At 37.2% G+C, this 12,311-nt stretch carries 13 protein-coding genes and 1 pseudogene; 9 read left to right on the top strand and 5 right to left on the bottom strand.

Annotated elements, in window-relative coordinates; translation table 11 throughout:
• Nucleotides 1-157: 157 nt before the first annotated feature.
• Nucleotides 158-1,666, top strand: a complete 1,509-nt coding sequence (dacB, locus tag IQ247_RS28630) for a D-alanyl-D-alanine carboxypeptidase/D-alanyl-D-alanine endopeptidase (RefSeq protein WP_193925174.1) — start codon at nucleotides 158-160, stop codon at nucleotides 1,664-1,666.
• 241 nt (nucleotides 1,667-1,907) lie between these two features.
• Here dacB and IQ247_RS28625 read toward each other — a convergent pair whose 3' ends face one another.
• Nucleotides 1,908-2,324 carry a type II toxin-antitoxin system VapC family toxin gene (locus IQ247_RS28625; protein ID WP_193925172.1) on the bottom strand — a complete coding sequence of 139 codons (417 nt, stop codon included), beginning with the start codon at nucleotides 2,322-2,324 and terminating at the stop codon, nucleotides 1,908-1,910.
• Complete coding sequence (locus IQ247_RS28620) at nucleotides 2,311-2,568, bottom strand: DUF2281 domain-containing protein (RefSeq protein ID WP_193925170.1); 258 nt, start codon at nucleotides 2,566-2,568, stop codon at nucleotides 2,311-2,313. Before IQ247_RS28620 ends, IQ247_RS28625 begins: the two co-directional genes overlap by 14 nt.
• A gap of 141 nt (nucleotides 2,569-2,709) precedes the next feature.
• Between IQ247_RS28620 and IQ247_RS28615 the strand changes: the two are divergent.
• The 5 genes and pseudogenes from IQ247_RS28615 to IQ247_RS28595 form a co-directional block, all read left to right on the top strand.
• Nucleotides 2,710-2,865 (top strand): annotated as a pseudogene (locus tag IQ247_RS28615) (hydrolase); the annotation flags it as partial.
• Between the two features lie 33 nt (nucleotides 2,866-2,898).
• Entirely contained in the window at nucleotides 2,899-3,198 is a 300-nt protein-coding gene (locus IQ247_RS28610) for a type II toxin-antitoxin system Phd/YefM family antitoxin (protein WP_193925169.1), read from the top strand.
• On the top strand, nucleotides 3,176-3,493 hold the full coding sequence (locus IQ247_RS28605) for a Txe/YoeB family addiction module toxin (protein ID WP_193925167.1): 318 nt from the start codon (nucleotides 3,176-3,178) through the stop codon (nucleotides 3,491-3,493). Before IQ247_RS28610 ends, IQ247_RS28605 begins: the two co-directional genes overlap by 23 nt.
• Before the next feature lie 67 nt (nucleotides 3,494-3,560).
• Nucleotides 3,561-3,743, top strand: a complete 183-nt coding sequence (locus IQ247_RS28600) for a hypothetical protein (protein WP_193925165.1) — start codon at nucleotides 3,561-3,563, stop codon at nucleotides 3,741-3,743.
• Between the two features lie 52 nt (nucleotides 3,744-3,795).
• Nucleotides 3,796-4,260 carry a DUF1499 domain-containing protein gene (locus tag IQ247_RS28595; RefSeq protein WP_228060127.1) on the top strand — a complete coding sequence of 155 codons (465 nt, stop codon included), beginning with the start codon at nucleotides 3,796-3,798 and terminating at the stop codon, nucleotides 4,258-4,260.
• An 83-nt stretch (nucleotides 4,261-4,343) separates the two neighbouring features.
• On the opposite strand, the gene IQ247_RS28590 is transcribed toward IQ247_RS28595, so the two are convergent.
• On the bottom strand, nucleotides 4,344-5,456 hold the full coding sequence (locus tag IQ247_RS28590; protein ID WP_193925162.1) for a precorrin-8X methylmutase: 1,113 nt from the start codon (nucleotides 5,454-5,456) through the stop codon (nucleotides 4,344-4,346).
• A 121-nt stretch (nucleotides 5,457-5,577) separates the two neighbouring features.
• Nucleotides 5,578-6,693 carry a ferrochelatase gene (locus IQ247_RS28585; protein WP_193925161.1) on the bottom strand — a complete coding sequence of 372 codons (1,116 nt, stop codon included), beginning with the start codon at nucleotides 6,691-6,693 and terminating at the stop codon, nucleotides 5,578-5,580.
• Nucleotides 6,694-7,000: 307 nt separating this feature from the next.
• On the opposite strand from IQ247_RS28585, the gene IQ247_RS28580 reads away from it, so the two are divergent.
• The 3 genes from IQ247_RS28580 (at nucleotide 7,001) to IQ247_RS28570 (ending at nucleotide 9,355) form a co-directional block, all read left to right on the top strand.
• Complete coding sequence (locus tag IQ247_RS28580) at nucleotides 7,001-7,549, top strand: hypothetical protein (protein WP_193925158.1); 549 nt, start codon at nucleotides 7,001-7,003, stop codon at nucleotides 7,547-7,549.
• Between the two features lie 116 nt (nucleotides 7,550-7,665).
• Nucleotides 7,666-8,925: an MFS transporter gene (locus IQ247_RS28575; RefSeq protein ID WP_193925156.1), complete on the top strand. Its 1,260-nt coding sequence runs from the start codon at nucleotides 7,666-7,668 to the stop codon at nucleotides 8,923-8,925.
• A gap of 52 nt (nucleotides 8,926-8,977) precedes the next feature.
• Nucleotides 8,978-9,355: a Pepco domain-containing protein gene (locus IQ247_RS28570; RefSeq protein ID WP_193925155.1), complete on the top strand. Its 378-nt coding sequence runs from the start codon at nucleotides 8,978-8,980 to the stop codon at nucleotides 9,353-9,355.
• A 111-nt stretch (nucleotides 9,356-9,466) separates the two neighbouring features.
• Here IQ247_RS28570 and IQ247_RS28565 read toward each other — a convergent pair.
• A partial coding sequence (locus IQ247_RS28565) for a hybrid sensor histidine kinase/response regulator (RefSeq protein WP_228060126.1) occupies nucleotides 9,467-12,311 on the bottom strand: 2,845 nt, incomplete at its 5' end.

The following is a 12,311-nucleotide window of genomic DNA, read 5'->3' as shown; positions in this document are numbered from 1 at the left end:
GAGATGGGGGGATGGGGAGATGGGGAGAAAAAACTTTGTGTAGCACATGATTTTATACGAGTATATTTGTGTTTTATTTGTGTTTTAATGACAACATTCGCGGAACCTCAGTAACGCTAAGACACTCATAAAAATACATCGAATCACCGTTACTAGAATGTCTACAAAGTCTTCTCTAAGTTTATTACTACTATTTCTCGGCGTTCAAATTGGTGTTAATCAGCAAGCAGCAATTGCACAAACAAAGCCAGGAGTTGTAATCCCAACAACTCCTCGAACTATACCTGTAACTCCTCGAAATATTCCCACAACTCCGGGAAACAGATTTTGTGCGTCTCAATTAAATTCGGCGATGGATACTGTGACAAATCGTTCCGAATTTAACAGAACTCATTGGGGTATTTTGGTACAAAATCTGGATTCACCACAAATACTTTACAGCCAAAATGCTAATAAATACTTTACTCCGGCTTCTGTTACTAAATTGATGACAACAGCCGCTGCATTACAAACACTTAGTCCCAATTATCGGATTCGGACTTCCGTATACGGTGACGGTAATGGTGTTGTCCAAGTGGTAGGTAGAGGAGATCCTAGTTTAAAAAACGAACAACTTGCATTATTAGCAAAACAGTTGCGACAAAAAGGCGTGCGTCGAATTAATCAGTTAATAGTTAATGATAGTTATTTTAAAGGTGAAGCTGTCGAACCGAGTTGGATGTGGGAAGATGTCCAATTTTATTACGGCGCACCAGTTAACAGTTTGATGTTAAATGAAAATGCTGCTGTTTTTAGATTATTTCCTCAAAAACCTGGTAGACCTTTATTATTTAAATGGGATAATCCAATAGACGCATCTGAGTGGAAAATTGTCAATCAAACGGTGACAGCAGCGAAAGGTGAAAAAGGTTATATCGAAATTCAACGGGATTTAAAAGGACAAACTTTGTATTTAAAAGGACAACTTGCGGAAGATTCCAGTCCCGATGTCACTGCGATCGCAGTTTTTGATCCGATACAGAATTTCTTACAACATTTCCGTCAAAGTTTAGCAAAGGAAGGAATTTCTGTGGCAAAATCTTACCAGGGAAGTGTTAATAATGTTCGTGAGTTAGCAGCAGTAGAATCTCCACCAATATCCGAGTTGATTAAAGAGACGAATATTAATAGTAATAATTTGTATGCAGAAGCTTTGTTGAAAGCCTTAGCTGTTAAAAAGCCCTTAACGAACAATCAAACTACTGTGCAAGCGGGTTTAGAAGTGATGAAAACCAGCTTATCTAGCATCGGAGTTGACTCCACAACTTATAAAGTAGTAGATGGTTCGGGTTTATCTCGCAAAGATTTAATTAGTCCTCAAGCTTTGGTGCAGACATTGCAGGGCATGGCTAAATCTCCCTACGCTGGAATTTTCCGTGCTTCTCTACCAGTTGCAGGTAAAAATGGTACTTTAAAAAATCGTTTTAGTAATATACCCGATTTGGATTTGCAAGCTAAAACCGGAACTATGACAGGTGTTGTCACCCTTGCTGGTTATGTTAACGCACCGAATTATGGTCCGATGGTATTTAGTATTATGGTGAATCAAACCGAACAGCCCATTAGAACCGTGAGAAATGCAATTGATGAGATTGTAGTGCATTTGAGTCAGTTGCAAAAGTGTTGATACTGGCTTTGATTGCGATCGTCTTGATTGCGATCGCGTAGTGCAAGCGAAGCTATCGCAAAACTTCCCTAAAGTATTATAATATATGTACATAAAGCTGTACATAAACGATGTTTTCTTACGAAATCACATCTCCACCGGATGCTAGAAATAACTTCTTTAAACTGTTAGATTGGCGTTGTACAAAATAATCAGATATATATTCATTCATTAAATGCATAACATAACTACAGTTACTGCACTATTTATACAAGAGATTTTCAAAAGGATAATTTTCTTTCCAACGATAAGTATTAAAGTCCCGTTGATCTACTGAAAAAATGCGCCCATGTCCTAGATGCTCTGCCAAAATTATCAGTGAAGCATCAGCTAAATCCATTGGTAAATCTGCATATTTTTCCATCAGTTGAGCTATCTTTAATCCATGTTCTGGTTCTAAATTAAAAACTGTGAATAATCCTTGATTGAGGCTATTAATAAAAGCTAATTGAGTCTTAACTCCTTTGCGAGTTAGCAATAAATAACAGGTTTCTGTAATTACACACCAGGTAGTAATCAAGGGTTCGTTGTATTTTTTGAGAGCTTGTTTAGCTACTTCGTGGTAGGTATCTTTTTTATCTACAAGAGCTAACCAAAACCCTGTATCAACTATGACCATACTTATCGTTTAACCCTTCACTAAGAACTTGTTTATAAGTTGTGGATAAATTTTCCTCGATTGAAACACAACCAATTAAGCCAATATCATCAAATTTTTCATAAAGAGTTTTTTCTTGAGATTGATTGTCGGATATTGGTTTTGGATAACGTTTTTTGAGGATTTCAATAAAGTCTATTAGTAAGCTTTGGGCTTCTTCTGGTAAGTCTTGAATCTCCTGTTGTATTTTTTCTAGTTTAAGCATAAGTATCTTTGGGAGTTATGGGGGAAAATGTTCGCATCAAATACTATCTTAATACGAGGTGTTTTCACCTGGCATAAGTGGGAGTAGGGATTACCCGTGAGCGATCGCACTTATATTTGTACGAGGCTCCACCTCGCTCGATCAGCCCAAGTGATTACTACGCTACAACAAGCTATTAGCCGTACTCAGAATCCGTTACGTCCGGCAGTATTGAGTATCGGACAGATTAATGGTGGTAGAGCTTCTAATATCATCGCCGATTCTGTACGCTTATCAGGAACGGTGAGTTCTTTGCATTATAATATATGTACATAAAGCTGTACATAAACGATGTTTTCTTACGAAATCACATCTCCAACGGATGCTAGAAACAACTTCTTTAAGCTGTTAGACTTAGTTGTACAAAATAATCAGGTATATATCATCAATCGTCGTGATGGTGAGAATGTTGCTTTGATTACAGAATCGGATTTGAGAAGTTTGGTTGAGACGGTTTATCTATTGAAAACTCCTGCAAATGCAAATCGTTTACTTGATGCAATTGAGGAATCTAAAACTGGAAATATTAAATCTCAAACAATTGAAGAGCTTCAACAGGAGTTAGGGATTGAGCAAGAAAAAGAAGAATAAAACTGAAGCCGATCAAGTAGAACCAGTTATTATTAATCGTAGTCCTGGTTTTAGTTCTAAATTTAAAGAAGATTTAGCTTGGTGGTTCAAGCAAAATTTTAAAATTGCATTAAAAATTCTAGATTTAGTTACTGCTGTAATGAAAAATCCATTCGAGGGAATTGGGAAACCAGAACCGTTAAAATATATGGATGCCGATATTTGGTCTAGACGTATTGATTTAGAGCATCGGCTCGTTTATCGTGTTGGAAATACTCAGATTGATTTCCTGGCTTGTCGATATCATTATGAGTAATAATTTTATTCAACACCTTTAAAAATCAAAATTCAAAACATTATGTACCCTACACTATTAAATATAAATGGTTAAACCTAAAAATAATGTATATCGCGGACACCCGATAGAAAGAGTCGGACATGGTAAACGAGCGGTATTTCAAACAGTTATTAATGAAAAAGAATGGTCTGCTGTAACTGAGAAAGAAGTAAAAACAGCAATTGATGTTTGGATTGATGAGGGAGTAGAACCCGAACCATTAGAATAAATGCCCAAAATAACCGAAAATAATCATCATACTATTGATGAGTAAAAAATCTATGCCCCGTTTAATTGCGTTCGCGTTCGTAATCTTACTGAACTTGACTGTTAATTTAATCTTCCCCGCTACCAGTTGGGCAGCTTCTTCTAATTTGGGTGTTAGTGACAATCATCTTGCTGCTTGTCCAACTTCCCCGAATTGTGTTGTCAGTCAAAATGCAGACAGCAAACACGCTATTGATCCAATACCCTATCATGTAAACCGGGATACAGCAAAATCAACCCTACTCAAAGTTCTTACGGTTGTTCCCCGTACCGAAGTTGTAGAAAATACAGATAATTATATTCATGCTCTTTCTAAAAGCAGAATTTTCAAATTCACTGATGATGTGGAATTTTATTTTCCTATCGATGAAAAGGTAATTCATATCCGTTCTGCATCTCGTGTCGGAGACTCAGACTTGGGAGTTAATCGCAGAAGGATGGAACAAATTCGTCTGGCTATGCAAGATTTGAATGTTTAACTAAATTGTTCGTTTAAATCAAAATACGCGGAGACGTTGCAATGCAACGTCTCTACATTATTGATCTGTTTTACTATTAATAATTATTCTCTGTGACTTAAATAACAATGACAATCCGGTTTTTCAATCAAAGAACCTACTAAAGCATTTAAAGCCACGGCTGCTAACAATCCACCACCAAGGGTTCCAATTGTGGTAATATATTCTACTCTCGAATGCATTAAGCGCCGTTTGGCTGCTGGAGCGTGATTAAAACCGATGGGCATTCCTATAATTAAGGATGGTTTTAATTGCTCTTGCTCTATAAGTTCCAAGGCTGATATTAACACCGATGGTGCATAACCAATAACTAGAATACAACCCGGAGTTAACCGTTTTAACTTCTCAAACCATTGCTTATCTTGCCAAAACTTTCTTTCTGCTTCATCAACGCTGTGGATGTGGGGGTCATCAATTAAAATGTTGACTTTTGCTCCTAAATGCGCTATGCGTGTATGGTCAAGTGCAGCGACAACCGGAGAAACATCAGCGACGATTTCACAATCAGCTTTGAGGTTGTGTCTTGCCGAAACTATGGCATCTTTACTTAATTTAACAAAGTTAACCAAACTGACATCACCACAAGCAAACACCAGTTTGGAGAGTAAATCCCGTTCAATTTCGTTTTTCTTTGATAAATCCGGTAATATTTTTTGTAATGACTCGCTAATATCTTCAGGTTGGACATTACAAGTCGCATCTAAACCATGCCAAAGTTGTTCTAAATTTTGTAATCCAAAAGCTGATTCTATTTCTACTTTTTTTAATTGTTCTAATGCTTGTAATTGATTAGCTTGACAACCTTTATCTCTTTCTAAAAATTCTTCTAAAGCCGATGCTGTTTGTCGTAACCGCGCTAACTGTTCCGTAACCGAATTATATTGTTGTTGTAACTGGGAAGCCAAAGCATCGAAACTCATCACCTCCGGAGAATTCAAAAATTCACGAATGTGTTCTAGTTGAAAACCCTGAGATTTCAACGCCAAAATTCGCCGCAACTGCTGCACATCGGCATCAGTATACAGACGATAATTGCCAGAGGAACGTGTTGCTTCTGGTAGTAACCCCAACTGGTGATAATGCCTAACCATCCTCGGAGTTAAACCACCGCCAACCTCTTGAGTAAGTTGTTTGATTGTTAGGTGTTTGCTGGTCATTTCTGTATTTTAACGGAAATGAAGCATTGGTAACAGTTGACAGTGGACAGTGGACAGTGGACAGTTAATTTGTCCCCTTGTCCCCTTGTCCCATTACCAATTACCAATTACCCATTACCCATTAATGATGATGATGGTGATGAGCAACAGCTTGTGAAGGATTAACTGTTGCTGCTTCTGCTGAGAGCAAATCTTGGATATGAGAATTTGCCCATTCAGCAGCCATAATCATAAATTCATGATGGTCGTTGACACAAGCCATTTGAATGCAGTTGAGATTTTTATGCTTTTTCTCAAGGTTATGAATAATGTGATGTACATCTAAGAGAGTTTCGTGATTTTCGGTGGCAAAGCCGATAGGCATAAATACTAATGCTTTTGCACCAATTTGAATCAAATTTTTAGCCGCTTGCTCTGCGTTGGGTTGAGTCCATTCAATCAAAGGTGTATCGTGATTGAGCCAACCTACGGAGATTAAAGGATAACGGTTGATTAATTCTTCGCGTACTAAATCGTAAAGTATCTGAGATTCGGTAATTCCGGAAGTGAATCCTTTGGCTTTGTGGGGACAACCATGATTCATCAACACGATACCAATTTCTGAGGGTAGATAAGCGTTAGCTAATTCAGCGGATATCTTTTCTTCTACAAGTCTTGCCATTAACTTGACGTATTTGGGTTCGTTGTAGAAAGAAGGAATGTAGCGCTGTGCTTTTACCCAATGCTCATTACCATTAGATGTCTCGGATAAAGCATTGTTAACTTGCTCTAGAGCGATTCCGCTGGTAAAGATAGAATCGACTACTAGTAAAGGATAAATCAGCAGTTTATCAAAACCTTGATTGTGTATTTCTGCTAAAACTTGATTGGGAAGGTGGGGAGCGCAGAAGTTGAAAGCTTTGAAAACTTGTATTTTATCGCCCCATTTTTCCTGTAATTGTTGTTCAATCCCAGCTCGTTGCTTTTCAAAGATGGCGTTATGGGGTGAAATAAAATTATCATGTGTATGTCCCCATTCGTGAAGGTCAAATAACGCTAGCATTTTTGCTAGAGGTGGGTAAATCCAGGTTGGTACTGGTGCAAACTTTGCTGTAAGTAGATTCAAAGCTTGTTCGTTATAATTGGCAAAATCTTCGTAGCTTTCTACTTCACCGTAACCCATAAGCAGTACAGCAACTCGATTTTGTCCTTGTAGATGCGAGCTTGTGTATTCGACTTTTTCTGGTGTAGATACCACAGTTAATTCCTCTAATGCAACGAGCTTGTTCAGCGTTTTATTTTTCCAGTATAGGTAATTATCCCCTGCTAGGGGATGGGATATTAAATATATTTAAGATTATTTAGAATTATTTAGAAATTTATTTAGATTTTCTGATGCTCAAAGAAGACTATCCGTTTTTCGTCGCTCCGATAAAATATAAAGATAATCAAAAATAATGCTGTTTAGTAAATCGTAAATGCTTGTTTTCTAAGTATATTTCGATTCAAAGTTATATTATTGACTATTTAAACGGTTGATTTGTCAATTAGTTAGCTAAAAATCGATGAGCGTAATTATTTGTCCTGGTATTCACGAATCAAGCTTGACACAAAGCTTTGTTAAAGATTTATTAGAAGTAGTTTATAATAGCTCAGACCATGTAAATTCAGTAAATATACTGGAAGTTCCCGCAAATAATCTATCTGCTTTATCGGGATTTCATATTTGGCAGTTTTTACACGAAAATTTGCTAGATGAGCTAGAATCACCTGTTGTGTTGATCGGCTTTAGTGCTGGTGTTGTAGGAGCGATCGCGGCTGCTAATTTTTGGCAGATTATTGGAGGTAATGTGAAAGCTTTTATTGCTATAGATGGATGGATGGTACCTATGATTGGTAATTTTCCTATCTATCGGATGAGTCATGATTACTTCACTCACTGGAGTTCTTGTTTACTTGGTAGCGGCGATAATAACTTTTATGCACAACCAGTTGTAGATCACTTAGAAATATGGCGATCGCCGTCAACTGTCGAAGGATATTGGGTAAATTCAAAGAACGAAAATACCTTGATATCCCTTACAGCAGCGGAATTTATCAAAAATATTATTTAAATGTAATGAAAAAATTAATCCGGAAAAGATTGAAGAAGAAAGGGAGGAAGATTTAAGAGTGAGGAGTGAGGAGTGAGGAGTGAGGAATAACGCAGTCATTAACCCCCATCTAACGAATGTTTCCAACTGAACCTGCTGCTGTGAATAAAGGATTTGGTGCGGTACTCAAAAACCGTAATTTTATGCTTGTCTGGATAGGACAAATTATATGCCAGCTAGCAGACAAAATCTTTTTTGTATTGACAATTGCACTGCTCGAAAAGTACCCCCTTGCAGTAGGATTAGTTGAAGATGGTAGACGTGCGGATTTGTTCCTAGCGTTTACCTTACCGGCGATTCTACTCGGCTCGCTTGGAGGTATAATAGTTGACCGCTTTCCGAAAAAGCCGATTATGATTGGTTCGGATTTAATGCGGGGACTTTTGACTATCGCAATTCCATTTTTACCAAGAGAATTTTTGATTTTGTTAGCAATCACTTTTGCTAACTCGGTAATTGTGCAATTTTTCGCACCAGCAGAGCAAGCTTCTATCCCTATTTTGGTGAAGCGAGAAAATTTGATGGCTGCCAATGCACTATTTACAAGTACCATGATGGGTGCTATAATAATTGGTTTTGCGGTAGGCGACCCATTATTAAGTTTGGGTAAAAGCTGGCTGGGGGAAGAATACGGACAAGAGTTGATTGTCGGTGGATTATATCTAATTTCTTCGCTGATTAAGGTACCTGTAAAGTTAAAAAGACAGAAGTCTACTGTTGAAAGAGAAAAAGTTAACCCATTAAAAGAATTTAAAGATTGTTTGCGTTATTTGAAGAGAAAGCGCTTAATCATGAATGCGATGGTGCAGTTGACAGCTTTGTATTGCGTTTTTGCTGCCTTAGTTGCATTATCGATTAGATTGGCGCAAAAATTCGGTTTAGAAGAAAAACAATTTGGTTTTTTCCTGGCAGCAGCAGGTGTAGGAATGGTCTTAGGTGCGGGTATTTTAGGTCATTGGGGTGATAAATTCCATCACAAACCTTTACCTTTATTAGGCTTTTTAAGTATGGCTTTTGTGTTGGCCGTATTTACATTTATTGATAATTTGCCCTTAGCTTTAGCGCTGAGTGTTTTATTAGGTCTTGGTGCAGCCTTAATTGCCGTACCGATGCAAACATTAATTCAGCAGCAAACACCTCCAGATATGCACGGTAAGATGTTCGGGTTCCAAAATCATGCTGTAAATATTGCTTTAACAGCACCACTTCTAATTACCGAAAGATTGACAAATTATTTCGGTTTGCGATATGTACTTTTAGCAATCAGTATTATAGTTACTACTATTGGTATTTGGGCTTGGCATAGTACTCGTAAAGTTTTGAGAGATGTAATTTAATTTGGAAATGTGGTAATTAATATATACAAGTAAAATTTGCAACACTTAGCCAATGCCAGAAACAATTGAAACTCCCAAAAAAATCTGGATTATTACCGAAGACACATCAATACCTATTCAAGATGATAACCAAGGTAGTCGTGATGGAAGTCGCGATATTGGAGGAATAATTGGTCGAGGAAGAAAAGAAATCGCTATTACTCAAAGAAAACCTGTAGAGGTAGCGAGGCTTAAAGAAGAGATGAAGGGCTTTTTGCAAGCGATGAGAGAAATGCTTGATGACGCAGATGAGCCTAGTTCCAAAATGCAGCTTGATGAAGTCGAGTTATCCGTGGAAATTAATGGGGAAGGACAAATTAGCTTGCTGGGAATTGGTGGTGGTAAAGCTGGAGGTAAAGGTGCAATGACTTTTAAATTCAAGCGGAAATAGTAAACACTGACAATTGAAACCTGTGTAGAGACGTTACACTGTAACGTCTCAAAATCTAAATTCATACCCGGAGGAAGCAACGCCGAAAAAATTGGGCGATCGCGATGCCTATCAATTCAACGAACTGGATTTCAAAACCTGCTTCAATGTTTGCAATAGTTCATGTTCGTTATAAGGTTTTGATAAATAGACTTTTGCACCCAACTGAATTGCTAGTTGACGATATTTATCGCTGGTGCGGGAACTGAGCATAATCACGGGAATTTGCTGTAGATGAGTGTGAGATTTTAGCCGGATTAGGAAGTTATAGCCGTCAAGGCGAGGCATTTCAATGTCACAAATTATGCCCTGTACTTGCAAACCACTTTGCAGTTTGAAAAGTGCGTCTTGTCCATCTTTGGCTTGTTCTACAAAGTATCCGGCTTTTTCCAGGGTAAGCGCTAAAAAACGGCGCACGTTTATGGAATCATCTATGATTAATATGGAATTTTTCTGGTTTTTAGTTGATAGAAAAGGAGTAGAAGATTCAGTTTGAGATATGGGATTTATGGTATCTTTTTTGGCAATGAAATCTAACAATTTTGTGGGATTTACTAAAGGAGCTATTCGACCATTATTCAAGATTGTACAGTTATTAAAGTAGTCGGGTAAAGGGATGCTACCTTCTACACGACGCAAGGAAACTTCTTGTTCATCCCAACAGCGGTCTGCTTGGATAGCAATTAGTTTATTATCTGTATTAATAATTAATACAATTTTTTCTTCTAATCTTGGTGGATTTTCTACTATGAATGATGTGGAATGAATATTATTTAGTTTGCTATTTAATTTGTGATTTAATTCTAAATATTGGCTGATATTAATTAATTCTACTAGAGAATCTCGCCAATTAATTACTTTACCATTTTGAGCGGCTAGAATCTGTTTATCTTCTAACAAACATATTTCCTGTATTGTATCGGTGGGGAAAGCTAAAGCTATTCCGCTGCTTTCTATCAATACTATTCGGGCTACAGAGAGAGTAAAAGGTAACGACAGGGTGAACGTAGTTCCTTTCCCGGATATAGAATCAACTGTAATTTCTCCATCAATTAATTTGAGATTGTTACATACAATATCCATTCCGACACCGCGACCGGATAATGTGGTAACTTGTTCTGAGGTACTAAATCCAGGTTCAAAAATCAGACTTAATAAATCCTCATCGCTAGCATTCGCTAACATTTGTGTATCCAAACCCATACTTTCAGCACGGGTGCGAATTTTTTCTCTTTGGATGCCGCGTCCGTCATCGTGTATGGTGATGATAGTGCGATCGCCATGATGAACGGTTTTAATTTCAATTAATCCTTGTTCGGGTTTACCTGCGGCAATTCTGGTTTGAGCATCTTCAATTCCGTGATCGAAAGCGTTTCGGAGCAGATGCATCAAAGGTTCGTTTAAAGCTTCTAAAATACCCCGTTCGATTAAGATATCTGCACCTGCGATTTGTAAATTAACTTTTTTACCGTATTCCTGACTTAAATTGTGCAAAGCTCTGGGTAAACGTTCCATAATATCGGAAAGTGGACGCATCCGAACTTTAGTTAAGGAATTTTGCAGTTTTCGAGATGTTTTATTGAGTAAACGGTTAACTTGGTCAGTATCTTCTAAGTTAACAGTAATATCGCCGGTAATTTCTTGAATTTTAACTATATTTTCTGTGACTGTTTGAGACAGTATATGTAGTTCACTATAACGCTCTAATTGTAAGGTATCAAACTTATAAGTATTTTCCCATTGCCAATCTTTTTCTAGTTGGGAATATTTGGGTTTTAAGGTAGATAATTGTAGAGAAAATTTCTCGTAAGATAAGCGTAATTCTTGATTTTCGCGTTCGAGATTTTTGACGCGAATATTCAGATTACGAATTAATTTACTGACTCTTTCTAACTGTAATCTTACAGTATTGCGTCCAATTGTGAGTTCTCCAAATAAATCGTTGATTTGCTCAAGTTCTCTACTGGGTACTCTAACTGTAGGTTCTTGCTTTTCTGCTTTTGTGATGTTTGTAAATTCTGGAAATGATTCTCCATTTTCTTCTAAAGTTGGAGTATTATTAACTAAATTTAATTCTGGACTAACTATAAAACGATAGTAATCATCGGCTTTATTTTTATTAATTGCCGTGGGTAAATCATCTAATTGACCTGCAATTAATAAAATTTGCGTATTGCGCCACGATTGTAATCCTAATTGAGCAATTTCTTCAACTTCGGCATCAGAAACAGCAGTAGATAAATGTTGAATTATCGACTCACAAAGTTGGACAAAAGCGGGAATTTGTAACATTTCCCCTAATCCACCCAACTGTGATGACATCATTACCATTTCTTCTCGTAAAATAGAAGATTTTTCTTCCTTTAGTAATGATTCTAAACGCTGTAAATAATCTTCAACTTCGGTTTTAAATAATAAAGATATAATTTCTTGGGGATTATTTTCTGGAGAAAGAATTGTCATCGCGTCTTCGGGAATGGGTTCTCCTAAGATATCGCGTAATTCTGCAAATACTGGATAGCAAAAAGTCGTTATCCATTCTTCGTCAACATCATGACCTACTGAAATTGATTCTACTATTTGACGCAGCCAATCAATTGCAGATAATAGTAAACTTTGTAATGAATTATCGATTTCTAAGGAATTTTTATGAGTTTTTAAAACCTTGAAAGAATCTTCGAGCAAGTGGGATAAATCGCTCAAAGGACGAAATCCCATAATCCCCGCACCACCTTTAATTGAATGAGCGGCTCTTAATGCAGTATTGATTTTTTGTAAGTCAATTTTACGATTGGTTTTCGCTTCAACAATAACATTTTCTAGAGTATTAAGATGCTCGGTAGCTTCTTCTAGAAACTGCATTTTTATTTCTAATTCTTTTTGTAATGACATGGTGTGAAGGGATGGGGGGATGGGG

This window comes from Plectonema cf. radiosum LEGE 06105, assembly GCF_015207665.1.
Lineage (GTDB): Bacteria > Cyanobacteriota > Cyanobacteriia > Cyanobacteriales > Nostocaceae > Rivularia > Rivularia radiosa_A.
This window is presented reverse-complemented; position numbering and strand designations above follow the sequence as displayed.

Excerpts from the sequence above, each read along its gene's own strand:
- dacB (WP_193925174.1), top strand. The coding sequence starts at position 158 with ATGTCTACAAAGTCTTCTCTAAGTTTATTACTACTATTTCTCGGCGTT.
- IQ247_RS28625 (WP_193925172.1), bottom strand. The coding sequence starts at position 2,324 with ATGGTCATAGTTGATACAGGGTTTTGGTTAGCTCTTGTAGATAAAAAA.
- IQ247_RS28620 (WP_193925170.1), bottom strand. The coding sequence starts at position 2,568 with ATGCTTAAACTAGAAAAAATACAACAGGAGATTCAAGACTTACCAGAA.
- IQ247_RS28610 (WP_193925169.1), top strand. The coding sequence starts at position 2,899 with ATGTTTTCTTACGAAATCACATCTCCAACGGATGCTAGAAACAACTTC.
- IQ247_RS28600 (WP_193925165.1), top strand. The coding sequence starts at position 3,561 with ATGGTTAAACCTAAAAATAATGTATATCGCGGACACCCGATAGAAAGA.
- IQ247_RS28595 (WP_228060127.1), top strand. The coding sequence starts at position 3,796 with ATGCCCCGTTTAATTGCGTTCGCGTTCGTAATCTTACTGAACTTGACT.
- IQ247_RS28590 (WP_193925162.1), bottom strand. The coding sequence starts at position 5,456 with ATGACCAGCAAACACCTAACAATCAAACAACTTACTCAAGAGGTTGGC.
- IQ247_RS28580 (WP_193925158.1), top strand. The coding sequence starts at position 7,001 with ATGAGCGTAATTATTTGTCCTGGTATTCACGAATCAAGCTTGACACAA.
- IQ247_RS28575 (WP_193925156.1), top strand. The coding sequence starts at position 7,666 with ATGTTTCCAACTGAACCTGCTGCTGTGAATAAAGGATTTGGTGCGGTA.
- IQ247_RS28570 (WP_193925155.1), top strand. The coding sequence starts at position 8,978 with ATGCCAGAAACAATTGAAACTCCCAAAAAAATCTGGATTATTACCGAA.